Here is a 25,566-nt window from a genome sequence, read left to right on the forward strand (position 1 = left end):
TGACAATGATAAAAGAAAAAACTCCCGCTATTTTAGGGGAAATAGCGGGAGGAGGAAATCAGAATTTAGCGAGTGCTAGTACTGGTAGTTGTGCGATTTGCGCGTTTCCGTTCAACTTCTGTTAAGAATTTCTTACGAATCCGAATAGAAGCAGGGGTTACTTCAACCAGCTCATCGTCATCAATAAATTCTAAGGCTTGTTCTAGCGTGAAGCGAACAGGTGGGACTAACACAACAGCATCATCTTTGCCTGAGGCACGCATATTAGTTAATTTCTTCCCTTGTAAGCAGTTGACAGTCAGGTCATTTGAACGGCTATGAATACCAATTACTTGCCCTTCATATACTTCAGTACCGTGATCGATCATTAATTTACCACGATCTTGTAAGCCGAAGAGTGCGTAAGCCAATGCTTTACCCGTGGCATTAGAAATGAGAACGCCGTTTTGACGTTGTCCGATTTCACCAGGTCTGACATCATCATAATGACTAAAACTTGAGTAGAGTAATCCTGTACCAGACGTCATTGTCATAAATTCATTACGGAAACCAATTAAGCCACGACTAGGAATAATATATTCTAAACGGGTACGTCCTTTGCCATCTGGCACCATATCACGTACTTCACCTTTACGAATACCTAATGCTTCCATTACCGCACCTTGATGTTGTTCTTCAATATCAATGGTAACCTGTTCGAATGGCTCTTGTTTGCGACCATCAATTTGGCGGAAGATAACTTTTGGACGAGATACTGCTAACTCATAACCTTCACGACGCATATTTTCAATTAATACTGAAAGATGTAATTCTCCACGCCCAGAAACACGGAAAGCGTCTGGATCTTCGGTTTCTTCTACACGTAATGCGACGTTATGGACTAATTCTTTATTTAAGCGTTCTAAAATTTGACGTGAAGTAACATATTTACCTTCTCGACCACAGAACGGCGAGGTATTAACACAGAAGAACATGGTTACAGTCGGCTCATCAACGGTTAATGCAGGGAGTGCTTCAACATTGTTAACATCGCAGATCGTATCAGAAATATTGAGTTCACCCAGTCCTGTTAACGCAATAATATCACCTGCATGGGCAACATCTTCTTCATAACGTTGTAATCCAAGATGACCTAACACTTGTCCTACTCGTGCATTACGGGTTTTGCCTTCACTATCAATAATGACAACTGCTTGATTTGGCTTAACTGAACCACGTTTAATCCGTCCGATGCCAATTACGCCAACATAGCTGTTGTAATCTAGTTGGGAAATTTGCATTTGGAAAGGTTTATCTAGCTCAACTTGTGGGGGTTCAACGTGTTTAACTATCGCTTCAAATAGTGGGGTCATATCTGTAGCTAAGTCTTCGTGTTCTAAACCAGCGACACCATTTAATGCAGAAGCATAAATAATTGGGAAATCGAGTTGTTCATCAGTTGCGCCTAAATTAACAAAAAGATCGAAAACTTGATCTACAACCCAGTCAGGTCTTGCACCTGGGCGGTCAACTTTGTTGATAACGACAATCGGTTTTAAACCGTGTGCAAAGGCTTTTTGGGTAACAAAGCGAGTTTGTGGCATTGGACCATCAAAGGCATCAACGAGTAATAAAACACTATCAACCATAGATAGTACTCGCTCAACTTCGCCACCGAAATCGGCGTGTCCAGGTGTATCTACAATATTGATACGATAATCATGCCAGTTAATGGCAGTATTTTTGGCAAGAATAGTAATGCCACGTTCTTTTTCTAGTGCGTTAGAATCCATAACGCGTTCATCGGTATCACCTGAGCGAGAGGCTTCTAGCGTACCTGATTGTTGTAAAAGTTTATCAACGAGGGTGGTCTTACCATGGTCAACGTGCGCAATAATCGCAATATTACGCAATTTACTAATATCTAAATTATTTTTCATTTGAAAATTATCTTCGTTTATTCGGGTTGTAGTATTTTGAAAAAGTTTGGGTTTCGCTATACTGAACATGCCTTGTTGCCTTATAGAAGCCAACGTTTACAGTATAACGGGTGAAAAGGTGGCAAATTATACAGTGTTTTATAACAGTCTGCTATTAAATAATGTGGATACCACTTTTTTGTTTTTAGATATTTTTTTGAAAAAAACAAAAAAAATTATTTTATTTTTAATAAAAATAGGATATTGTTTATCTGAATTTAAAAAAACAACATCATCTTTATAAATTAACTACTCAATAATAAGAGGAATTGATTATGGCAAACACACAAGACATTGACAAAGTTTTTGAACTTATCGAGGAACACGGTATCCGTTTCGTTGATCTTCGTTTTACGGATATTAAAGGAAAAGAACAGCATGTTTCCGTACCAGTGAGTGCTGTCGATGAAGATTTCTTTGAAGACGGAAAAATGTTTGATGGTTCATCAATCGCTGGTTGGAAAACAATTAATAAATCAGATATGGTTTTAATGCCAATTCCTGAAAGTGCATTAGTTGATCCATTCTTTAGCGTACCAACATTATCAATTCGTTGTAATGTTTATGAACCAACTACAATGCAAGGTTATGATCGTGATCCACGTTCAATCGCAATTCGTGCAGAAGAATATCTAAAAGCGTCTGGTATTGCAGATACTGTATTAGTTGGTCCAGAACCAGAATTCTTTTTATTTGATGATGTGCGTTTTAAAACGGGTATGTCTGGTTCGTTCTATCAGATTGATGATATTGAAGCGAGTTGGAATACTGATAAAGAGTATGAGGGTGGAAACAAAGGACACCGCCCAGCAACGAAAGGTGGCTATTTCCCTGTTCCTCCAGTCGATTCATCACAAGATTTACGTTCTGAAATGTGCTTAGTGATGGAAGATATGGGATTAGTAATTGAAGCGCATCACCACGAAGTAGCAACCGCAGGTCAAAATGAAATTGCTTGTCGTTTCAATACGTTAACATTGAAAGCGGACGAAACCCAAATTTATAAATATGTGGTACATAACGTCGCATTTGAACATGGTAAAACAGCGTGTTTTATGCCAAAACCATTGTTCGGTGATAATGGTTCAGGTATGCACTGCCATATCTCTTTAGGCAAAGATGGTGTGAACTTATTCTCTGGTGATAAATATGCGGGATTATCTGAATTATCTCTTTATTTCATCGGAGGGGTTATTAAACACGCTAAAGCATTAAATGCGTTTACTAACCCAACAACTAACTCTTACAAACGTTTAGTGCCAGGATATGAGGCGCCAGTATTGTTAGCTTACTCAGCAAGTAACCGTTCGGCATCAATTCGTATTCCAACAGTATCAAGCCCGAAAGCTCGCCGTATTGAAGTGCGTTTCCCAGATCCAGGTGCGAACCCATATTTAGCATTCTCTGCATTATTAATGGCTGGTTTAGATGGTATTATCAATAAGATTCACCCAGGTGATGCAATGGATAAAAACCTCTATGATTTGCCACCTGAAGAATTACAAGAAATTCCAACTGTGGCTGGTTCATTAGATGAAGCACTTGCAGCATTAGCCGCAGATCATGAGTTCTTAACTCGTGGTGGTGTGTTCAGTAATGACTTCATTGACGCATATATTGAGTTGAAAAACAAAGAAGTTGATCATATACGCTTATTACCACACCCAGCAGAATTTGAATTGTACTATTCCCTCTAATAGTATTTTTTAATTAGATTACCCCATAAGAAATTTTCTTATGGGGTTTCTTTTTTGGTAATACCTTTATTTACAAACTTGCTAAAGCAATCATTTTATTGAAGAATAGTAAAGCAATGAAAGAGTAATAAGGAGAACCAACTAATGATGAGACTTTATACTTATGAACACTGTCCATATTGCGTTCGTGCCAGAATGATTTTTGGCTTAAAAAAGCTTCCAGTAGATGTGATTGTGTTAGCGAATCATCATGATGAGACCCCCATTAAACTAGTTGGTAAAAAAGTTGTGCCGATCCTAGCGGATAGTGGCGGAATGGTGATGCCTGAAAGTTTAGATATTGTACGTTATGTGGATAAAAAATTTGGGGAGCCTTGTTTAACAGAAAACGTGCGAGAAAATATTGAACAATGGCTGAGAAAAGTTACCAGTTATCATAACCATTTAGTTTTACCTCGTTTTGTGCAAATTGGTTTAAAAGAATTTGAAATGCCTGAATCAATAGAATATTTTGTGATGAAAAAAAGTAAAATTATTGGTAATTTTGCAGAAAATTTAGCACAAACAGCAGAATATTTAGCCCGTATTAATCAGGATTTAATTGAATTAAATGATTTAATTGTGAGTCCAAAAGCAAGTTCAGGTGAATTGGCGATAGAGGATATTGTGTTATTTCCAATTTTACGCAATCTCACGATTGTAAAAGGGATTCAATTTCCAAATAAAGTGGCTGCATATGTACAAAAAATGTCATTAATGACTGGTGTAGAACTTTATACAGATAAGGCTGTTTAGGAAGTTATGGGGAATAAATCGTCAAATTTTTCAGAGAAAATCTATTGCATTTTTTTTCTGAACCCAGTAGTGTAAAGAACAGTTTTTATATTAGGATAAACAAATGAATTTTAATCGAATCGCTCATCATCACCATTATCAACCTGATTAATCTTTCAGGCGATGGTGCATTGGAAGATTAATTGATCTTCCGAGCATTTGATAGCAAACATAATCCTCTCGGAAGATAATTTCGAGAGGATTTTTTTATTAATAAAAATAGGAAAAAAATTATGCGCATTACACAACTTTCACGCAAAAATATACAAGCTCTCACCCCTTACCAATCGGCACGCCGTTTGGGGGGCAAGGGGGATATTTGGTTAAATGCCAATGAATATCCGCTTTCACCTGATTTTGATTTACAGCACCGCACGTTTAACCGCTACCCTGAAGCACAGCCTGAAGCACTGGTGCAGGCTTATGCCAACTATGCCAAGGTTCAGCCTGAAAATGTGATCGTTACCCGTGGCGGTGATGAGAGCATTGAGCTGATTATCCGTGCATTTTGTGAAAATGATGATGCCGTGCTGTACTGTCCGCCGACTTATGGAATGTATGCGGTGAGTGCCGAAACCTGCGGTATTGCCTGCAAAACAGTGCCACTGACAGAGGAATTTCAACTCAATTTACCTGAAATTGAACGCCAATTAACAGGCGTGAAAGTGGTGTTTGTCTGTAGCCCAAATAACCCTACGGGGACACTACTCAAGCGGTCTGATTTAACCAAACTTTTGCAAATCACCGCAGGTAAAGCGATTGTCGTGGTCGATGAAGCCTATATCGAATTTTGCCCTGAAAGCACAATGGCAACGGAATTGGCAACCTATCCGCATTTAGCGATTGTCCGCACGCTCTCTAAAGCCTTTGCCCTTGCAGGCTTACGCTGTGGTTTCACTTTGGCGAATAAAGCGTTAATTGATGTGCTACAAAAAGTCATCGCCCCGTATCCTATCCCTGTGCCAGTATCTGATATTGCCGTGCAAGCCTTGAGCGAACAGGGATTATCGCAAATGCAAGCGAATGTCAGTGAGGTGATCACGCAACGTCAATGGCTTATCGAACAGCTAAAAACCTTACCCCAAGTGGAACACATTTTTGACAGCAACGCAAATTATCTGTTGGTTAAATTTACCGATGGACAAAAAGTATTCCAACACCTTTGGGATCAAGGAATTATCTTACGCAATCAGCACACTGCATTAGGGCTTGCCAACTGCATTCGCCTAACCATTGGCACCGCGGCGGAAAATCAGCGAGTGATAAACGCTATTCAACATATTTAATCATAAGGAAAAATGCAATGACACAACAATCTATTCTTTTTATCGACCGAGATGGCACGTTAATTGATGAGCCTAAAACAGATTTTCAAATTGATAGCCTTGAAAAATTAAAACTGGAAGCGAATGTGATTCCAGCCTTGCTGAAATTGAAGGAAAAATACCGTTTTGTGATGGTCAGCAATCAAGATGGGCTGGGTACAGCGTCTTTCCCACAAGCGGATTTTGATAAGCCACACAACGCAATGATGCAGATTTTCAACTCACAAGGTATTCATTTTGATGAGGTGCTAATCTGCCCACATAAGCCTGAGGATAACTGCGATTGTCGCAAACCGAAAGTGAAATTGCTGGAAAAATATATCAGCCGTCAGCTGTTCGACCCTGCGACAAGTTTTGTGATTGGCGACCGTGCAACCGATGTGCAACTGGCAGAAAATTTGGGCATTCAGGCATTGCAATATCACCCTGAAAAGCTCAATTGGGATTTAATTGCGGAAAAATTACTCGGCGAAGCCGTAACCAACATTGGCGAAAGACCGCCACGCTACGCCGAAGTCGCACGCAAAACCAAAGAAACCGACATCAACGTACAAATTTGGCTAGATGAAACCGGTGTCAATCAAATCAGCACAGGCGTAGGCTTTTTCGACCATATGCTCGACCAAATCGCCACGCACGGCGGATTTAGAATGAATGTATCTTGCAAGGGCGATCTCTGGATCGATGAGCATCACACTGTAGAAGATACCTCCCTCGCTCTTGGCACAGCACTCAAACAAGCGATTGGTGACAAACGAGGTATTGCTCGTTTTGGCTTTGTGTTACCCATGGACGAATGCAAAGCCGAATGTGCAATGGATCTCTCAGGCCGCCCATTTATCAAATTCAAGGCGGATTTCAAACGGGATAAAGTCGGTGATTTCAGCACCGAATTAACCGAACATTTTTTCCAATCAATCGCTTTCACAATGCTGGCAACGCTACATTTAAAAGCGGATGGCGACAACGATCACCACAAAATCGAAAGCCTATTTAAAGTCTTCGGCAGAACGCTCCGACAAGCCATTCGCATCGAGGGCAACGAGCTACCAAGCTCTAAAGGTGTGTTGTAATCTCACAACAAAGTGCGGTTGATTTTTGCAATATTTTATAAAAAATTGACCGCTTGTAACCCCAAAAATAGGTGAAAAATGGAACTGAAGAACGCCATTATTACAGATATTAAACAGATTATTGCGCAATCGCGTGAAAATGCGGTGCGTGCGGTGGATTTTCAACGTGTGCTGATGCACTGGCATATCGGTAAGCGAATTTTTGAAGAAGAGCAACAAGGGCAAGATCGTGCCGATTATGGGGCTTATTTGATAAAGCTCCTTGCACAACAGCTTGAGCCTGAGTTTGGTTCGAGTTTTTCTTACCGAAATTTAAATTGGTATCGCCAGTTTTACCGCACTTTCCCAATTGTGAACGCACTGCGTTCACAATTGAATTGGACACAATATCGCCTGTTATTGCGTTTAAATGACGAGGATAAACGTAGCTTTTATGTCGTTTAACTTGTGAATATTAAATCTTCATACATAAATATTTCAATTCCATAAACTCATCTATACCGTGATGTGATCCTTCACGCCCAAGACCAGACTCTTTCACGCCACCAAATGGTGCCACCTCAGTTGAAATAATACCTTCATTAATGCCTACTATACCGTATTCTAATGCTTCACTGACACGCCAAATACGGCTCATATCTTTCGTATAAATATATGAAGCTAGACCAAACTCGGTATCATTTGCCATTTTGATTGCTTCTTCTTCGCTATCAAAACAGAATAATGGTGCTAATGGTGCAAAGGTTTCTTCTTTTGCCACTTTCATATCTTGCGTAACATTGGTTAAAATTGTTGGCTCAAAGAATGTCTCACCTAAGGCATGGCGTTTTCCTCCACAAATTTGGGTTGCCCCTTTGGCTAACGCATCAGCGATATGAGCTTCGATTTTTTTTACTGCATTTTCTGTAATCAAGGGGCCGATTTCCACGCCTTGCTCAAAGGCAGAACCAATTTTCATTTGTTGTACTCGCGCAGTGAATTTTTCAACAAATGCCGCATAGATACCCCGTTGTACATAAATTCGATTAGTGCAAACACAAGTTTGTCCTGCATTACGGAATTTTGAGGCAATCACGCCTTCAATCGCATTATCTAAATCCGCATCATCAAAAATAATGGAGGGGGCATTACCACCCAATTCTAAAGCAACTTTTTTCACCGTTGAGGCACATTGTTCCATTAAAATTTTGCCCACTCGAGTTGAACCTGTGAAAGTGAGTTTTTTTACAATGGAATGTTGGCTTAATACTTTGCCAATACCAACAGCATCTGTGCCAATCACTACATTAAATACGCCAGCAGGAACACCTGCCTGTTCAGCAAGTACGGCTAATGCTAAAGCAGATAAAGGTGTTTCTGGGGCAGGTTTTAGCACCATCGTACAGCCACTTGCTAATGCAGGTGCTGCTTTACGCGTGATCATTGCATTCGGGAAATTCCAAGGGGTAATGGCTGATACTACACCAATAGGCTGTTTAATTACCACAATGCGGCGATTGATTTTATCTTGTGGAATGACTTCACCATAAGAACGTTTTGCTTCTTCGGCGAACCATTCCAAAAAACTTGCGCCATAAGCAATTTCACCACGGCTTTCTGTAATTGGTTTGCCTTGTTCTAAACTTAATAATTGCGCTAATTCTTCTTGATTTGCCATGACCAATTCAAACCAGCGGCGTAAAATTTGACCTCGTTCTTTGCCTGTTTTAGCTGCCCAAGCAGATTGTGCTTGTTGAGCTGCATAAAGTGCTTGTTCCGTTTCATTTATCCCTGCATCACTCACTTGGCAGAGAATTTCCCCTGTAGCAGGATTGGTTACAGGAAAAAGTTTGCCTGATTCAGCAGCGACAAATTGACCATTAATGTAGGATTGCGTGCGTAAGAGGGGGAATTGTGTCATATCCATGATCGGTCTCCTTTGTTTGTATTATGGAATCCATATTACAGGATTATTTAAAAATTGGTTGGGGTAATAAATACTTACCACTTTAGCAATTTCAAGTTCAATTTTGTAATGCTTTTTTGTTATCGATAAAATATTTTGCGCTAGGCAGCCGTGTTTTGGTAGGGGAAGAGAAATCTGAAGTGGAAAATGCCTTACTTGACGAATTGAGATGATATTACTATCCTCAAGAGCTTTAATTCTATAACTAGTTTATGAATATCAGATAAGAGATCTGAGAGAGATAAAAATATTGAGGCAGTAGAAATGAGATCAAAGCAACAACTTACTCCAGCGCAACAAAATTTTCGTAATGCTATGGCACAAATGGCAGCAGCGGTAAATATCGTTACGACATATGGTTCAGCGGGTACTTGCGGTCTTACTGCAACAGCGGTCTGTTCTATTACTGACACGCCTCCAACGGTGTTAGTGTGTGTTAATCGAAATAGTCAGATGAATGAGGTGTTCCAACAAAATAAACAAGTTTGTATTAATGTGCTTTCGGCAGAGCAAGAAGAATTGGCTTATCATTTTGCGGGAATGCGAGAGAGTTCTATGGAAGAACGTTTTCGTATGGAAGTTTGGCAAGAAAAAGATGAACTAGAACACGCACCTGCATTAGTAGGTTCGCTTGCCAATTTACACGGTAGAATTACTGCTGTTCATGATGTTGGTACGCATTCGCTATTTTTTGTTACCATCGATAAGATTGATATACATGAGGGCGCGGGATTAGTCTATTTCAATCGGACTTTCCAAACGGTGAAATAAAAAATGAATGTCGGATATATTGTATCCGACATCTTTTATCCATTACTGCAAAGCGTAATGTTGCCATTTTCCTTCGCCTAATAATTGTAACAAATCAGTATGATGCTGATGTAAGGTTGAACGATGACCAATACTAATTAAAATCGTATTTGGTAAACGTTCAATTAATAATTGGTACGTTGCAAACTCTAAGCCCTCGTCCATACTAGATGTTGCTTCATCAAGGAATGCAACTTTGGGTTCAGCTAATAATAAACGAGCAATCGCGATGCGTTGTTGTTCGCCTAAAGAGAGAATTCTTGTCCAATCACGAGTTTCATCTAATTTTGTAATAAGATGAGGAAGCTGTACTGCTTTTAATATCTCTACTGCACGTTGGTGATCATTTTCAACAATATCATTTGGATAATATAAGGTTGAACGCAAAGTACCTTGTGGCAAATAACTTTTTTGTGAGAGAAAGAGCGCCTCTTTTGGACAGCTAATTTTGCCACTGGAGTAAAGCCATAAGCCTGAAATAGTGCGTAATAATGTTGTTTTTCCTACACCTGAGGCGCCTTGAATTAATAAACGTTGCCCCATTTTTAGGGTTAAATTGAGTTGGTTTAATAAGGTTGTACCTTCAGTATTAAAAACAGATAGATCTGCAAAGACAATGTCATTATTGTCGTGGCTAATTTGTGCGATTTCATTTTGTTGGCAATTTTGGATTGCAGCAATGAATCCACTTAACCGTTCAAGGGTGGCACGATATCCAGTAAACGCATCATAACTATTACGGAAAAAGGATAGTGAGCTATGGACTTGCCCAAAAGCTTGGGCGGTTTGTATCATATCACCTAGTGTGATTTGTTTAGAGAAAAAGCGATGTGCCTGAATAATAAATGGGAAAATAACGGATACTTGGCTAACCACTAAGTTAAAACCAGAGAGTTTTAAGGTTCGATAAATTAATTGCCAAACATTATCAATAATGTGTTTAAATTGTGCATTAAGCAGAATACGTTCTATTTTTTCACCTGAATAAAAAGCAATACTTTCCGCATATTCTTTGATGCGAATTAAAGAATAACGATAATCCGCATTTAATTTTTCATTGGCAAAATTTAATTTGATAAGTGGACGCCCTAATTTAAAAGCAAAGACGCTGGTAATTAAGACATAAATAAATACAAGAAAGACCATCATATGTGGAATTTCAACGCCAGCTATTGTCATTGCCCCAGAAAGATTCCATAAAATACCAGTGAAAGCAACAATCGAAACACAAGCACTAATCACACCAGTGGAGAAACTCATTGAATTTTCAACATATGAGGTAATATCTTGTTGGATACGTTGATCTGGGTTATCTAGTTGGTTATAGGTATATTGTGTTTTGTAGTAACTTTGATCACTTAGCCAACGATCGAGAAATTGCTTATTTAGCCATTCTCGCCAATGAATATTAAATTTGCTTTTGACAAAATAAATTACGAGTACGTTAACGAGATTTATACCTGCAATGACACCAAAAACGATCATTTGTTGCCAGAATGCTTCTGCATTGAGATCTTGCAATGATTTGTACATATTGTTGTACCATTGCGAAAAAATCACATCAATACGAACAGAGAGTAAGGTTAATAATACAATTATAGTAAAAGTTAGTAATGGTACAACCCCTTGTTTACCAAGAAAATAATTTTTGGTGAGTTGCCAAAATTGATGTCCCCAACGGGTAAATTTAATGAGTAACATTAATGCGATAACAAAACAAATGCTACTAATAATGAAACTTTTAACAATCCAAAAGAGCGAAGTGATTGCTTCTGACAGTAGATCCATTGTAATTACAACCTAGAATGATGAATTATTGCTATAAACCTGCCTATTTTGCCTAGAGATAACACTTTAAGCAAAAAATTTCTAAAAAAATTAGCAAAATTTGCCTTTGCTCAGTTTTTTTCCTGATAGAAAGCAATATAATTTTGTACAGTTTATTTTTTAACTATTAAGGAGTAGTTGTATGAGTGATATTGCTATCACTATCAGTCTCCTATCGTTAGTTGCTGTACTTGGATTATGGATAGGACACTGGAAAATTAGAGGGGTCGGTTTAGGGATTGGCGGTGTATTGTTTGGTGGGATATTAGTGTCTCATTTTACAACGCAATATGGCATTATCCTAGATCCGCATACTATGCACTTTGTGCAAGAATTTGGCTTGATTCTGTTTGTTTATACCATTGGTATTCAAGTCGGTCCTGGTTTCTTCTCTTCACTACGATCATCTGGTTTAAAGCTTAATTTGTTTGCCATGATGATCGTTTTTTTAGGTGCCTTGTTAGTTGTTATTCTTTATAAAGGTTTTGGTCTAGAGTTGCCAGTGATCCTTGGAATCTTTTCTGGTGCAGTTACCAATACACCATCACTTGGTGCAGGTCAACAAATCCTTGCTGAGTTAGGGTTTACTAATATTACTGAAACAATGGGGACTGCTTATGCAATGGCATATCCGTTTGGTATTTGCGGTATTTTACTGACGATGTGGTTCATTCGCTTGTTCTTCAAAATTAAAGTTGATCAGGAAGCAGCGGCATTTGAACGTGAAGTTAATCATGATAAAGATACGTTAAGTGCAATTAATGTACGAATTACTAACCCAAATCTTGAGGGACTTTGTATTCGTGAAATTCCAGGATTAGAAGTAAAAGAAGTCATTTGTTCGCGCCTAAAACGAGGTAATACGTTGTTGGTACCGAAAGACGATACTATAGTGAATATCAATGATTATTTGCACTTAGTGGGTGAAGCAGCGGCATTACATCGTGTGCAATTAGTTGTGGGAGAATTAGCAGAAAGTGAGCTATTAACGACACGCGGGACTGATTTGCGTACTGTTCGCGTTGTTGTTACGAATGAACAAGTTTTAGGAAAGAAAATTTGTGATCTCAATATTCATCAAAAATATGAAGTGGTGATTTCGCGTTTAAACCGTGCTGGGGTGGAATTGGTTCCTAGCCAAAATACAAGTTTACAATTTGGGGACGTGTTAAACCTTGTCGGACGTTTAGATGCGATTGAAGCTGTTACTGCGATTATTGGGAACGCACAGCAAAAACTACAACAAGTACAAATGTTGCCCGTATTTATTGGAATCGGTCTGGGGGTATTATTGGGATCTATTCCAGTACAAATTCCAGGTTTCCCTGTGGCGTTAAAACTGGGGCTTGCGGGCGGACCATTAGTTGTAGCCTTAATTTTAGCGAGAATTGGAAGTATTGGTAAGCTTTATTGGTTTATGCCACCAAGTGCGAATTTAGCATTACGTGAAATTGGTATTGTTCTTTTCCTTGCCGTTGTTGGCTTGAAATCAGGGGGAAATTTCCTTGAATCATTAGTTGATGGTGATGGCGGAGAATGGGTACTTTACGGTATGTTAATCACGTTTATTCCGCTTTTTATTACGGGAATAGTGGCAAGACTATATGGCAAACTGAATTATCTTACTCTCTGTGGCTTGCTTGCTGGTTCGATGACCGATCCACCAGCGCTTGCGTTTGCTAATGCAATTAAAGAAGAAAGTGGCGCGGCTTCTCTTTCTTATGCCACTGTGTATCCCTTAGTGATGTTCTTGCGGATTATCTCGCCACAGTTATTGGCGATATTGTTGTTTGCCCTTTAGGTTTATATGAAGGTTAACTAAGCCCCACAGATGTGGGGCTATTTTTTATTGACTTGATAACCCATCTAACCATTGACTAAATTGGTCGGCATCTAAAAAACCAGTGATGCGACTGTTTGGTATTTCATTGCCTTGTTGATCAAAAAACAGAATGGTTGGTAAACCAAGTACTTGATATTTTTTGCTTAACGCTTGATTCGCTGCGCTATTTTTCGTCATATCTACGCGCAATAATTGGATCTGTTGTAGGCGTTGTTGTACTTGTGGTTGATTAAAGGTTTTATGCTCAAATTCTTTACAAGCCACACACCAATCTGCATAGAGATCAAGCATCGCAATTTTATGTGGATTATGTTGAAGCTGTTGTTGTAATTCATTTAAATCTTGCACAGTGATAAAGTTATCTTGTGTTGCCTTAGCAACCGATTCAGTGCTTATCATTTGTTGAATAGCGAGATAGAGAGGCGCTGCTGAAATAATGATTGGCATCACGCAGATAACTTGCCATAAACGACTATGTTGCCCAGCAAGTGTCATTAGCCAAGTAAAAAAGCTAATGCCTAGCAATGACCATAATATTCCTTCCCAATTTGCTGGTAAGAAACGTGATAACAGAATAATAGGCAAGGCTAATAAGACAAAACCAAATGCAATTTTGACGTTTTCTAGCCAAGCACCTGATTTCGGTAAAATTTTATTACCAAATACAGTAATCGCCATTAATGGTGTCCCCATGCCGAGTGCTAAAAGGTAAAGCGTTAATGCACCAGTTGTGAGATCGCCAGTTTGGGTAACATAGAGTAGTGCACCTGAAAGTGGTGCAGATGTACAAGGCGAGGCAATTAATCCTGCAATCGCTCCCATCATAAATACACCACCATACATGCCAGATGATTGTTTTTGGCTTAATTGGGTTAACTTATTTTGCCAGCTGTTTGGCAGTTGTAAGGTAAATAAGCCAAACATTGAACAAGCAAGCAGAATAAAGAGTAGAGCAAAAGTACCTAAAACATAAGGGCTTTGCAACCAGACTTGTAATGATAAACCCACTGCAGCAACCGCTAAGCCTAAAAGTGAATAAGTCAACGCCATGCCTTGAACATAAATAAAACTTAATAATAAGGCTTTTCCTGTATTTACTCGTTGTTCTTTACCAATAACGATAGCGGAGAGCAAAGGCAACATCGGCAGTACACAAGGAGTAAAAGCTAAACCAAACCCCAATAAGAAGAACCAAAAAACGGCAAACTTACTTTGGAAAAGCTGTTGGCTAAACTGGTTAGTTTCATTTTTTGTATCTAGGCTAGTTGTCGCCGTATTTGTTTGTGTAGGTTTAATCAGTTGAGCAAGATCAATTTCTTGAGTTTGTGGCGGATAGCATAATCCTTCAGTACAACCTTGGTAATTGACTAATAATTTCCCCTGTGGAAGAAATTCATTTTGTTTTGGGGTGAGATAAATATCTAAACCTTGTTCAAAAATAAGGGTTTCGCCAAAGTAGGGATCTTGATGTTTTTTCTCCATAATTGGGACAATTTGCTGATTAAAGGCAATATCCTCACTATTGACGGTTACGCTATGTTTATAGAGATAGTAATCGGGTTGAATATCCCAGTGTAATGTTATTTTTTGCGACTTTGCTTGAATAGAAAAAGGGAATGCTTGTTCTACGGTTAAAAATGTTTTTTTACTATTAAATAAATTTGCGGAAGCGACAGCGGCGAGTAAACATAAGAAACTTGTTAAAAGAAATGACAAATATTTTCTATTCATACTGTTTTATGACCATCAGGTAAATAAAAAGAAAATAGTTTAGCATAGTTACAGCTGAATTTCTTAGCTGAAATTGTTATACTCAGCCAGTTTTAAATTATATATAAAGAAAAAAGGAAACAATCTTGATGAATTTTGTACGAATTTTGCAAGAAAGTAGCTATTTTGTGCGTAATCGTTATCCAATAATTGCTACTTTTACTATGCTATATGCATTGAATACATTAATTTTATACGCTTTTTTTAATCCATTTGATTTAGAAATGTTACAAGCGGGGCAAAGTAAAATTTCTTCTAGTGAAGTATTTCTCGCTTGTTTTAATTTATTCATTTCTTTAGTGCTGAATATTTGGTTTATTTTAACGATTGATCAAGTATCAACGAATCGTGTTGCAGATATTTTTGCTTGTGTTCCAATGATATTACAAAAAATAGTCGGATTTGTTGGTTATAATTTGCTCATTATGCTTGTATTAACACCATTTATTATTGGTGCGAGTATTGTCCTTACAATTAATTCTTTAGGGGGCGGCGGAGATCTTCAGTTTTTTTTCATATGCGCTTTCTTTCTACTGATTAGTGTTTATTTTGCGGCACGCGTCATATTATTACCTATTGCTTATCTTGTTGAACCTGGAAAGAAAGGTTTTAAAGCGTTATATCAGTTAGTGAATGTAAGAAGATCTTATTTAGCAATACTTGTTTATCTTGTATTAGTTTATTTTATACCAATGTATCTAAGTGGTGTAATAATCGAGTTACTTGGGGAAAATTTATTGATATTATCTATTTTCATCAATGCTTTTATCAATTTATTTTCACTCATTTTTGCTTATCGTTTTTACCATATTTTTATTAAGTCAAACTCACTATGAAACAACTTTTAGAATTTATTCCATTAATTTTATTTTTTGCTGTTTATAAACTCTTTGGCGTGCGTGAAGCCGCGATAACCTTAATTATTGCTACCATTGTGCAATTTATTATCCTCAAGGTAAAGTACGGAAAAATTGAGAAATCACAATGGATTATGGCAGTCGGGGTAGTATTTTTTGGTAGCTTAACTGCCTATTTTAATGATCTCGAATTTTTGAAATGGAAAGTTACGATTGTTTATGCGCTTTTTGCATTAATCCTGTTAGTTAGTCAATATGGATTTAAGAAGATTCTGATTAAAAGTATGTTAGGGAAAGAACTTCAACTACCAGATCGAGTATGGGGGAATCTCAATCTTGGCTGGGGAGTTTTCTTTATTCTCTGTATGTTCATTAATCTCTTTGTTAGTCAATTTTTATCAGATGATATTTGGGTTGATTTTAAATCGTTCGGTTTCTTTGGTATGACATTAGTGGCTTCATTATTAACTGGTGTTTATATCTATCCACATCTTTCAATACAATCACAACAACAAAAGGATAAGTAAATGGATACAGCTCGTACGCCTGATGGCACATTATTATTAAGAACCTTGGCAATGCCATCAGATACTAACGCAAATGGTGATATTTTTGGCGGTTGGATTATGTCGCAAATGGATATTGGTGGGGCGATTTTGGCAAAAGAAATTGCTCACCGTCGTGTTGTAACTGTTCACGTCAACAATATGACATTTCATAAACCCGTTTCAGTAGGTGATGTTGTCTGCTGTTACGGACGCTGCACGAAAGTGGGGAATACTTCAATTCAGGTGAAAGTAGAAGTTTGGGTAAAAAGAGTATTTCACGATTCGGTTTCTGACCGCTATTTAGTTACTGATGCGGTTTTTACCTATGTTGCGATTGATGAACATGGTCGCCCAAGTCCTGTTCCCAAAGAAAATAACGCAGAATTAACTCAGGCGTTAGATATTATTAAACACTCTTAATAAAGGAGAATATTTTTATGTATTATGTTATTTTTGCGCAAGATTTACCTAATACATTAGAAAAACGTTTGGCGGTAAGAGAACAGCATTTGGCTCGTCTTAATTTGTTGCAACAACAAGGTAGGTTATTAGTCGCAGGTCCTAACCCAGCGATTGATGATGAAAACCCAGGCAGCGCAGGTTTTACAGGTTCAACAGTCATTGCTGAATTTACTTCATTAGAAGAAGCGAAAACATGGGCATCACAAGATCCTTATGTTGAGGCTGGGGTATATGGTGAAGTGATCGTCAAACCGTTTAAAAGAGTATTTTAAGCGTAATACAGATAAAAATACCTCGCTGTAGTGCGAGGTATTTTTTTACTTAGATTCAAACTTACATAATCACATTTGCAATACTGATTCCAACTGCACAGCCTACCACAACACCAATTAAACCAGGCATCATAAAGCTATGATTGAAATAATATTTACCAATTTTTGTTGTACCTGATACATCAAAGTTTACGGTAGCAATATCTGATGGATAGTTAGGGATAAAGAAATAACCATAAGTAGCAGGAAGTAAACCAACAAGTAATGGAGCAGGTAATCCCATAGCAATACCTACTGGTAATAACATTCTACCCGTCGCCGCTTGACTGTTAATAACCACAGAAACGGCAAAGAGCGCGAAAGCGAATGTCCATGGATAAGCTTGGATCATATCTGTAATACCTGCTTTAAATGATGGCATTGCATAAGTAAAGTAAGTATCACTCATCCAAGCGATACCGAAGATTGCGATAGTAGCTACCATACCAGATTTAAAAACAACGCCATTTGGGACTTTTTTAACATCTGTTTTGGTTGCTAATAGAATAATGCCCCCAAAAGCTAACATCATCATTTGAATGATTACGCCCATAGAGATAGGTTTTTTAGCATCTCCGATCGTTCTAATCTCAGGTACCATTGCGATAACCACGATAAGGATTAAAGCAAATAAGAAAAGTAATACTGAATTTCTTGCCGATGGAGGTAAAACTTCATTTAAACTAGTACTCGTTGTATTTTGAATAAGTTTACTCCACTCAGGATCGTTTAAGCGACGTTGATATTCAGGATCGTCTTTTAACTCTTTACCACGACGTAAACTATATAAAGAGAGTGCTAACATTCCACAAAAGGTTGCTGGAATAGAGACTGAAACGATTGTTAATAAACTAACGTGAGAAAATCCTGGGAGTTCAGAAATCTGTCCTAAATAATAAACAACAGCGGCAGAAATAGGGCTACCTGTAATCGCTAATTGAGATGAGACAGAAGCTGCCGCCATAGGACGTTCTGGGCGAATACCATTTTTGAGGGCAATGTCTCCAATAATTGGCATAATGGTATAGACGGCATGACCTGTTCCTAGAATGATGGTCATAAAATACGTAACCATAGGACCAAGAATCGTTACCCGTTTCGGATTGCTACGTAGAATACGTTCGGCAATTTGTAACATATATTTCAAGCCACCAGCAGCTTCAAGTACAGAAGCACAGGTTACAACGGCCAAGATAATTAACATTACATCAATTGGCGGAGATGATGGTGGCATACGAAGAATAAAGACCTCAACTAATAGCCCTATACCAGATACCACACCTAAGCCAACACCACCGTAACGGCTACCTACATATAAAAAACAAAGTAGCAAAAGAAATTCAGCATATAGCATAAAAACCTCATAAAATTATTTGGGATAACTAAATTGAGGTAATGATAAAGAAAGGTAAAAATATCGCAAGATCCAGTTAAAAAAAAAGAACAAGATTTAAAAAAAAGTTTATCTTATATCAAATTCTGCTGTTTATTTAAGCAGAAAATTTAACTCGGTAACATCAAAAACTTCAATAGTTGGCAAGTGAGTTGCTTCACTACTCTTTCTAATTCTAACTTGATTACGATTCACCCACACAGCTTGGCAACCATTAATCATTGCGCCTCGTACATCTGTAATAAGGTTATCGCCAACATGAAGTATCTCATTGAGATGACAAGAAAAATACTTAGCGGTTTGTTGAAATAGATCGGCGTGAGGTTTAGCTCGACCATGTTCTCCTCCGCGTAATATTAGGGTGAATTGGTTTAAACCAATTTTCGGTGGATAAACATTCCCATTACTTATGGCAACTAATGGATAATCGTGGGCGAGCTGCGTTAAAAATTGTTGATTGGCTAATGGCACCTCAATTTTATGCCGCCATTCAACAAAAGTAGCCATAGTTTCATTAAGGATTTTATTAATTTCGGAGGGGTGTTTGCCTAAGGCTTGCAGTAAACAAGTCGCTGTTGCCTGCCGCCAAGCAACAACATCTTCATAGCGAATAGGATCTTCTTGTAATACCTGTTGTCTATATTGTTGCCATAACGCAGGTGTAAATTGCACAAATTGTTGTAAACAGTCTAAAAAGGCTTGCTCGGCTTGGCGAATAACAGGGTGGTTATCATATAAGGTATCATCGAGATCAAAACTAATGACTTTAGGGCGATTAAAGGTACGGTAGAAATGCAGCATAACAATAATTCCTTACTTTTTACGTTTAGCACGAGGGTGAGCCGAATCATAGACTTGAGCAAGATGTTGAAAATTAAGATGTGTATAAATTTGGGTGGTAGAGAGATTTTCATGCCCTAATAACTCTTGTACGGCACGCAAGTCAGATGTGGCTTCTAACATATGTGTTGCAAAAGAGTGGCGAAGTTTATGTGGATTTAAATGCGCATTTAAGCCTTGTTTAACGCCCCATTGCGCTAAACGTTGTTGAATAGCGGCACTGGTCAGGCGATTACCCTGATGACTGATAAATAGCGCATTATCTTTTGGTTGAAATTGCGCTCGTACCCGTAACCACTCATGCAATGCACCAGCAGCATAACGACCAAATGGTAGGATACGTTCTTTGTTTCCTTTCCCTAATACTTTCAACTCCTTAGCGTTGAAATTAATATCTTCAAGGTTTAAACCTCTTAATTCAGAAAGACGTAACCCAGAACTATACATTAATTCCATCATCGCTTTATCACGTAAGGCAAGCGGCTCTTTGCTTTTAATATCAAGTAGTTGGGTAATTGATTCCATATCCAAACTTTTTGGTAAGCGTTTGCCTGCTTTCGGTGCAGAGATACCATCTGTTGGATTGACAGTAATCACTTTTTTACGCAATAAAAATTGGAAAAAGCCACGTAAACTCGAAAGACGTAATGCAAGGCTGTGTTCATGTAATCCTGACTTTTTGCCTTGAGTTAAAATAAAACGAATGACACTCCCATCGACTTGCAACCAATCGGTAATGCCTTCAGTTGTGAGCAATTCAACGCAGGCGTCCATTTGCTGTTGATAACTTTCGAGAGTTTTAGGGCTTAGTTGGCGTTCAATTCGCAAATAATTCCAATATTGTTCTAACCACTGTTGTAACATACGCTATTTTTTATAAGTTAACCATTGATGCAGTAAAGGTTCGAGTAATTCAATTACAGTTTCAAGAAAATCAGTATTTTGTCCACGGTAAAAATGCCTCTCATGTAATGCGGTGAAGAGTAAAACAGTGTGATAAGGCTTATGATCTGCTTTATTGTTTAATAGGCATAATGCGACAGAACCAATCGGTAATTCTTCAGGTAAAAAGAGTAATGATTTTTCGCGATTAGTTAATTTGCCAAGATAAAAAGATTGTAAGCCAAAACGTTCTAAGCGAATAATTTCAAAGGCTTTCCGATCTAACCAGAATTGTTCTGACTCAAGAAGTTCTGTTTGCCAAGCATCTTTGAGTAAGAGCAATTTTGCTTGTTTTAACCCTAATTCATTTGCCCATTGGTTTAATATTTGATTAGCTTCAACCACGGATTTTGCTTGATAAAGCTGTTTTTGCAAAGGTAATAAACTGAAAAATAGGGTTTCGTTTTGTTGTACGGTATTGCTTACTTGATGCAGAGTGTTTTCTAACTGGGCAATTTTGTCCCGTTGTCGCCCTAATTGTGCCTCCACTAAGGAGATCATGCCTTTGCGTTCGTGTGGGATCTGTAATTGATCTAATAATGGCAAATGACGTGCAAAGTAATCTGGGTGAGATTGCAAATATTCGGCAATCTGTTGTTCAAAATTTGTATCAATATCACACATAATTACGCCTTATAATTGGATAACGCCGTCATAGACAAATGTGGCATCACCTGTCATATAAAGAGGGTATCCTTGCCCTTGCCATTCAATTTCTAATTTTCCACCAGGTAGTGTTACGCTGACGTTGTTATCTAATAAACCTTGCATAATACCAACCGCAACAGCTGCACATGCGCCTGTGCCACAAGCTTGTGTTTCACCAGCCCCACGTTCAAAGACACGTAGTTTAATCTGTTGACGATTGATGATTTGCATAAAACCAATGTTCGCACGAGCGGGGAAGCGTTCATGCTGTTCTAATAATGGTCCTAATTGTTCGACATTGGCTGTTGTAACATCATCTACTTGTAATACACAATGCGGGTTTCCCATGGAAACAACGCCACATAATACAGTTTGTAGATCTGTACGCAGGATATAGTTTTTCTCAAACTTATTGGCAATAAAAGGAATCTTAGCGGGTTCCCAAATTGGTTCACCCATATTGACACGCACTGTTTCATCATCATTGACAATTAAAACAATTTTACCTTTTGCGGTGCTGACTTTAATCTCATTTTTATTGGTTAAGCCTTTTAAACGGACAAAGCGAGCGAAACATCGCGCTCCATTACCGCACTGTTCCACTTCGCTACCATCGGCGTTAAAAATACGATAATGGAAATCTAATTCTGGATCATAAGGTGCTTCAACTAGCAATAATTGATCGAAACCAACGCCTCGATTGCGATCTGCTAGACGGCGGATAATCTCTTCAGAGAAAAAAACACTTTGGGTAATGCCATCAACCACCATAAAATCATTACCCAATCCGTGCATTTTGGAAAACTGCATACTTACCTCGTGTATAAATTTGATTGGGTTATTATAGAGAGTTCCGCTCAAAGTCTAAAGCCTGAAGTGTAAAATCAAATATATTAATCAACACTGAATATCGTTATACTAGCGCCGTTTTTTATAAAGGATTGGGCTATGGCAAAACTCTATTTTTATTATTCTTCTATGAATGCAGGAAAATCGACCACGTTATTACAATCTTCATATAACTATCGTGAGCGAGGAATGCATACGTTAGTTTATACGGCAGCGATTGATAACCGTTATGGCGTGGGGAAAGTTACCTCAAGAATTGGGATCGAAGAACAAGCAAAATTATTTGATGCAAAAACCGATCTGTTTGTTGATATTCAAGCACAACATCAACAACAAAAATTACATTGTATTTTAGTCGATGAAGCACAATTTTTAACCAAAGCACAAGTTTATCAGTTGACAGATGTTGTCGATAAATTAAATATTCCCGTGTTATGTTATGGATTACGCACTGATTTCCAAGCTGAATTATTTGAAGGTAGCCGCTATTTGTTAGCGTGGGCTGATCAATTAGAAGAGCTAAAAACGATCTGTTACTGCGGTCGTAAAGCGAATTTTGTGTTACGCCTGAATGAGCAGGGTGAGGTGATTAAAGAGGGCGATCAAATTCAGATTGGCGGGAATGATCATTATTTATCTGTCTGCCGTCAGCATTATAAAGAGAAGATGGGGAAGTGTTAAATTAGTTTTATATTTAATTTATTGATACAGTCGAATGAATTAATCTTTATCAATATTCTTAGCTAAATTTAGATTTAGGTTTCGCCCTAAAGGGCGACTTCATTTTTTGCTCGTGCAAAAAAACGAAGCAAAAAAAGCACGCCCTAGTACCTTGCTATTTCCTCATTCCGTCAAGATTTTTCGGGCGGCAAAAAACTGATATTTTTCTTCGCAAAACTCAGAAAAATTAGACGTTTTTTGCCTAAAAATCTTTCCTACATTCGGGCAAGGCACAAGGGAATCCTATGGAGGATTTATAAAGATCTTTCTTAAAACGAAGTTTGTCAGTGGTTTGTATAGATTTCCTTGCATTAAGCTGGATTATCAATATCCTTAAATTCAACTTCCAGCGCATAATTTTGCTGTAACCATTCGCTTAAAGCTTTAATACCATAGCGTTCGGTAGCGTGATGTCCTGCAGCAAAAAATTGAATATCTTGTTCCCGTGCAGAATGAACGGTTTGCTCGGAAACTTCCCCAGTAATAAAAGCATCGCAACCTTTACTTGCTGCAAGATCGATATAACCTTGCCCACCACCAGTGCAAAGTCCTATTTTTTGAATCAGTTGTGCTGGATTATTGGCACAATGTAAACAAACTCGACCTAATGTTTGATTGATACGTTCGGCAAAGGCTTCACCAGAGATAGCTTGAGGTAGCGTTCCCCACATTGGGATTGAATTAGGGGAATCTTCTAAGGATTGCAAATTTTCTATACCAAGTAATTGGGCTAATTGTGCGTTGTTGCCTAGTGTTGGGTGCATATCCAGTGGCAGATGATAAGCATATAAATTGATCTCATTTTTTAATAAAGTTTGAATGCGTTTACCTTTCATGCCACGGATACAAGGATTTTCATTTTTCCAGAAATAGCCGTGGTGAACAATAATTGCATCTGCGTTAACACTTATCGCATAGTCTAGCAGGGCTTGTGATGCTGTTACACCAGTAACGATTTTTTGAATTTGAGGTTTACCTTCAACCTGTAAGCCATTAGGGGCATAATCATTAATTTTATCGCTATTTAGTAAGTGATTAAGTTGTTGTTCTAGTTCAAGATTATTAATCATGTATGTTTATATCCTTTAATTTGCATGAGAAATCGCTAATACACGGCGTTGATAAAGTTCTTGTTTAATCTGTTGCTGACGAAAGCCAGCAGTAATAATTTGTTGCACATCAACTGCTTTTGCTAATTGATACCAGTGTTGCCATTGTTGTTGCTGTTGAGCAGTAAAATCAGGGAAAAAGGCTTGATAGATCAAGCATAAATCAGATAAGCGTTGCGGTTTACGCCAACAATCTAATTGATCAAAAAGAGTAACAATCTGATCGGCAGAAAGTTGATCTGTTCTTGTAAATTGCTCAACAAATTGTGTAGCCAAAATCGCATATTCTTGATAAGCAAGAGGTGCTTTATATCGTTGACACAGTTGTTGAATTTGTTGGGTAATTTGCTGGATAGAGTGTGTTGTTTGAGATGTTAAACAAACACAAAGTAAGGCAAAACGTGCAATTTTATCATCAATAATTTGCTTGCTTAAAAGTTTATTTAAGCGAGTTAACGCGTGAGTTACCATATGATTTTCTGATTGCCACAATGGTTGTAATTCATTAAATAACTCACCTGCACCAATTTGGTTTAATGTTTGGAAATAGATTTCAGGGTTAGCGGTATTTAAGGCTTTTTCTGTTTCTAGCCAGACACGTTCAGGCGTTAAATCCTGTAATTCACCACTTTTTACCATATTTTCCATTAAGGCTAATGTTTCTGGGGCGATCTGGAAACCAAGTTGATAGAAACGAGCTGCGAAACGGGCAACACGCAGTACACGCAAAGGATCTTCACAAAATGCAGGTGAAATATGACGTAAGATTTTCTTCTTTAGATCAGAAATACCGTGATAAGGATCATGTAACTTTCCTTGTAAATCCTCGGCAATCGCATTAATCGTTAGATCACGGCGTATTAAATCTTGTTCTAGCGTGATGTTAGGTGAAAAATCACAATAAAAACCAGTATAACCTTTGCCTGTTTTGCGTTCAGTTCTGGCTAAAGCGTATTCTTCTTTGGTTTTTGAATGTAAAAAAACAGGAAAATCTTTCCCAACTTGTAGATAGCCTTGTTGTAAGAGGTAGTCAGGGGTTGCATGAACGACCAGCCAGTCTTTATCTTTAACGGGTAAACCCAGTAGGCGATCACGAACTGCGCCGCCTACTAAATAAACTTCTGGTTGTTGTTTTACCATTACCAACGATCTCGGCGACGTCTTGGAATTAAGACTGGGATAACTAACCCAAGGAGAAGACCAACAGCTAAAACAGAACCACCATAAATAAACCAACGAATAATAATGCCACGTTTTTCCGAATCAAGCATTGCTTCTAAATCTTTATTTTTATTTTTGATGATGTCTAATTGGCGGCTTAATTGAGAATTTTGTTCGAGTAGTTCGCTACTTTGTTTTTCGGCTTGTTGTGTACGACGTTGCATTTCGTTGGTACGTTGTTGCCAGTCATGATTGATACGATTTAGTTTTAATGTGAGTTCATCAATCTGTTTTTGTAAGGCAGGAACTTGCTCCTTACTACTTGCAGCGCTACTGAGTTCACTCGAGAGAATCCAACCTTCACGATTACGGCTATCACGAATTTGCGTATATTTGTCTTTTTTTTCTAATACGGTAACTGCTTCACCTGATTTGATTGTTCCGACAATTTTAAATTGATCGCCCGCCCCTTTTCTGAGGTAGGTATTCAAATTTTCTGATACATATTGAGTTTGCGCAAAGGCACACTGGCTAATAATAAGGGTTGAAAATATCCCCAAAAGACGAGAAAAATTTTTCATAAATATGTACTTTTTTGATGATTTTCAGTTAGTTAGATAGGTAAGATTTACCACTAAATGCAG

Annotated in this window: 23 protein-coding genes, 1 pseudogene and 1 other annotated feature; of the genes and pseudogenes, 12 read left to right on the forward strand and 12 right to left on the reverse strand. The window is 38.1% G+C overall.

What is annotated here, in order from left to right; all coding sequences use genetic code 11:
• Positions 1–65 precede the first annotated feature (65 nt).
• Complete coding sequence (typA, locus tag ACFFHK_RS05280; protein ID WP_382370263.1) at positions 66–1,919, reverse strand: translational GTPase TypA; 1,854 nt, start codon at positions 1,917–1,919, stop codon at positions 66–68.
• A gap of 314 nt (positions 1,920–2,233) precedes the next feature.
• Between typA and glnA the strand changes: the two genes are divergently transcribed.
• From glnA to ACFFHK_RS05305, 5 genes and pseudogenes are all read left to right on the forward strand, one after another.
• Positions 2,234–3,655: a glutamate--ammonia ligase gene (glnA, locus tag ACFFHK_RS05285; protein ID WP_382370265.1), complete on the forward strand. Its 1,422-nt coding sequence runs from the start codon at positions 2,234–2,236 to the stop codon at positions 3,653–3,655.
• Between the two features lie 147 nt (positions 3,656–3,802).
• Positions 3,803–4,450, forward strand: coding sequence for a glutaredoxin 2 (gene grxB / locus ACFFHK_RS05290; protein ID WP_382370394.1), 648 nt, complete (start codon positions 3,803–3,805; stop codon positions 4,448–4,450).
• Between the two features lie 126 nt (positions 4,451–4,576).
• Positions 4,577–4,698, forward strand: a sequence feature (His leader region).
• A gap of 24 nt (positions 4,699–4,722) precedes the next feature.
• Positions 4,723–5,775, forward strand: a complete 1,053-nt coding sequence (gene hisC, locus ACFFHK_RS05295; RefSeq protein ID WP_382370267.1) for a histidinol-phosphate transaminase — start codon at positions 4,723–4,725, stop codon at positions 5,773–5,775.
• Between the two features lie 17 nt (positions 5,776–5,792).
• Positions 5,793–6,887, forward strand: a complete 1,095-nt coding sequence (gene hisB / locus ACFFHK_RS05300; RefSeq protein ID WP_382370269.1) for a bifunctional histidinol-phosphatase/imidazoleglycerol-phosphate dehydratase HisB — start codon at positions 5,793–5,795, stop codon at positions 6,885–6,887.
• A gap of 78 nt (positions 6,888–6,965) precedes the next feature.
• Positions 6,966–7,325 (forward strand): annotated as a pseudogene (locus ACFFHK_RS05305) (DUF1016 N-terminal domain-containing protein); the annotation flags it as partial.
• Positions 7,326–7,341: 16 nt separating this feature from the next.
• On the opposite strand, the gene ACFFHK_RS05310 reads toward ACFFHK_RS05305, so the two are convergent.
• Entirely contained in the window at positions 7,342–8,787 is a 1,446-nt protein-coding gene (locus tag ACFFHK_RS05310) for an NAD-dependent succinate-semialdehyde dehydrogenase (protein ID WP_382370396.1), read from the reverse strand.
• A gap of 309 nt (positions 8,788–9,096) precedes the next feature.
• Between ACFFHK_RS05310 and hpaC the strand changes: the two genes are divergently transcribed.
• Entirely contained in the window at positions 9,097–9,603 is a 507-nt protein-coding gene (gene hpaC, locus ACFFHK_RS05315; RefSeq protein ID WP_382370273.1) for a 4-hydroxyphenylacetate 3-monooxygenase, reductase component, read from the forward strand.
• Between the two features lie 42 nt (positions 9,604–9,645).
• On the opposite strand, the gene ACFFHK_RS05320 is transcribed toward hpaC, so the two are convergent.
• Complete coding sequence (locus ACFFHK_RS05320) at positions 9,646–11,430, reverse strand: ABC transporter ATP-binding protein/permease (protein ID WP_382370275.1); 1,785 nt, start codon at positions 11,428–11,430, stop codon at positions 9,646–9,648.
• Positions 11,431–11,611: 181 nt separating this feature from the next.
• On the opposite strand from ACFFHK_RS05320, the gene ACFFHK_RS05325 reads away from it, so the two are divergent.
• Positions 11,612–13,270 carry a putative transporter gene (locus tag ACFFHK_RS05325; protein WP_382370277.1) on the forward strand — a complete coding sequence of 553 codons (1,659 nt, stop codon included), beginning with the start codon at positions 11,612–11,614 and terminating at the stop codon, positions 13,268–13,270.
• Positions 13,271–13,315: 45 nt separating this feature from the next.
• On the opposite strand, the gene ACFFHK_RS05330 is transcribed toward ACFFHK_RS05325, so the two are convergent.
• The gene (locus ACFFHK_RS05330) at positions 13,316–15,043 is read right to left on the reverse strand and encodes a protein-disulfide reductase DsbD (RefSeq protein WP_382370279.1); all 1,728 of its coding nucleotides are present in this window, start codon (positions 15,041–15,043) and stop codon (positions 13,316–13,318) included.
• Positions 15,044–15,171: 128 nt separating this feature from the next.
• Between ACFFHK_RS05330 and ACFFHK_RS05335 the strand changes: the two genes are divergently transcribed.
• The 4 genes from ACFFHK_RS05335 to ACFFHK_RS05350 are packed head-to-tail and all read left to right on the forward strand — an operon-like array spanning position 15,172 to position 17,221.
• A complete protein-coding gene (locus ACFFHK_RS05335) occupies positions 15,172–15,918 on the forward strand; it encodes a hypothetical protein (protein WP_382370398.1) in 747 nt (248 codons plus the stop codon).
• The gene (locus ACFFHK_RS05340; RefSeq protein WP_382370281.1) at positions 15,915–16,466 is read left to right on the forward strand and encodes a septation protein A; all 552 of its coding nucleotides are present in this window, start codon (positions 15,915–15,917) and stop codon (positions 16,464–16,466) included. Before ACFFHK_RS05335 ends, ACFFHK_RS05340 begins: the two co-directional genes overlap by 4 nt.
• Positions 16,467–16,907: an acyl-CoA thioester hydrolase YciA gene (gene yciA, locus ACFFHK_RS05345; RefSeq protein WP_382370283.1), complete on the forward strand. Its 441-nt coding sequence runs from the start codon at positions 16,467–16,469 to the stop codon at positions 16,905–16,907. It begins immediately after the preceding gene.
• 17 nt (positions 16,908–16,924) lie between these two features.
• Positions 16,925–17,221, forward strand: a complete 297-nt coding sequence (locus ACFFHK_RS05350) for a YciI family protein (protein ID WP_382370285.1) — start codon at positions 16,925–16,927, stop codon at positions 17,219–17,221.
• A gap of 61 nt (positions 17,222–17,282) precedes the next feature.
• Here ACFFHK_RS05350 and ACFFHK_RS05355 read toward each other — a convergent pair whose 3' ends face one another.
• From ACFFHK_RS05355 to dapF, 5 genes are all read right to left on the reverse strand, one after another.
• Complete coding sequence (locus tag ACFFHK_RS05355; protein WP_382370287.1) at positions 17,283–18,614, reverse strand: anaerobic C4-dicarboxylate transporter; 1,332 nt, start codon at positions 18,612–18,614, stop codon at positions 17,283–17,285.
• 132 nt (positions 18,615–18,746) lie between these two features.
• Complete coding sequence (locus ACFFHK_RS05360; RefSeq protein ID WP_382370400.1) at positions 18,747–19,451, reverse strand: HAD-IA family hydrolase; 705 nt, start codon at positions 19,449–19,451, stop codon at positions 18,747–18,749.
• A 15-nt stretch (positions 19,452–19,466) separates the two neighbouring features.
• Positions 19,467–20,357, reverse strand: coding sequence for a tyrosine recombinase XerC (gene xerC / locus ACFFHK_RS05365; protein ID WP_382370289.1), 891 nt, complete (start codon positions 20,355–20,357; stop codon positions 19,467–19,469).
• A gap of 3 nt (positions 20,358–20,360) precedes the next feature.
• Positions 20,361–21,059, reverse strand: a complete 699-nt coding sequence (locus ACFFHK_RS05370; protein ID WP_382370291.1) for a DUF484 family protein — start codon at positions 21,057–21,059, stop codon at positions 20,361–20,363.
• Between the two features lie 9 nt (positions 21,060–21,068).
• A complete protein-coding gene (dapF, locus tag ACFFHK_RS05375; RefSeq protein ID WP_382370293.1) occupies positions 21,069–21,893 on the reverse strand; it encodes a diaminopimelate epimerase in 825 nt (274 codons plus the stop codon).
• A 138-nt stretch (positions 21,894–22,031) separates the two neighbouring features.
• On the opposite strand from dapF, the gene ACFFHK_RS05380 reads away from it, so the two are divergent.
• On the forward strand, positions 22,032–22,613 hold the full coding sequence (locus ACFFHK_RS05380; protein WP_382370295.1) for a thymidine kinase: 582 nt from the start codon (positions 22,032–22,034) through the stop codon (positions 22,611–22,613).
• Positions 22,614–22,963: 350 nt separating this feature from the next.
• Here ACFFHK_RS05380 and ACFFHK_RS05385 read toward each other — a convergent pair whose 3' ends face one another.
• The 3 genes from ACFFHK_RS05385 to ACFFHK_RS05395 are packed head-to-tail and all read right to left on the reverse strand — an operon-like array spanning position 22,964 to position 25,503.
• On the reverse strand, positions 22,964–23,719 hold the full coding sequence (locus ACFFHK_RS05385) for a Nif3-like dinuclear metal center hexameric protein (RefSeq protein ID WP_382370402.1): 756 nt from the start codon (positions 23,717–23,719) through the stop codon (positions 22,964–22,966).
• Between the two features lie 18 nt (positions 23,720–23,737).
• The gene (locus tag ACFFHK_RS05390) at positions 23,738–24,901 is read right to left on the reverse strand and encodes a multifunctional CCA addition/repair protein (RefSeq protein ID WP_382370297.1); all 1,164 of its coding nucleotides are present in this window, start codon (positions 24,899–24,901) and stop codon (positions 23,738–23,740) included.
• Complete coding sequence (locus tag ACFFHK_RS05395) at positions 24,901–25,503, reverse strand: TIGR04211 family SH3 domain-containing protein (protein ID WP_382370299.1); 603 nt, start codon at positions 25,501–25,503, stop codon at positions 24,901–24,903. Before ACFFHK_RS05395 ends, ACFFHK_RS05390 begins: the two co-directional genes overlap by 1 nt.
• Positions 25,504–25,566 lie beyond the last annotated feature (63 nt).

This window comes from Gallibacterium trehalosifermentans (genome assembly GCF_042433055.1).
Taxonomy (GTDB): Bacteria; Pseudomonadota; Gammaproteobacteria; order Enterobacterales; family Pasteurellaceae; genus Gallibacterium; species Gallibacterium trehalosifermentans.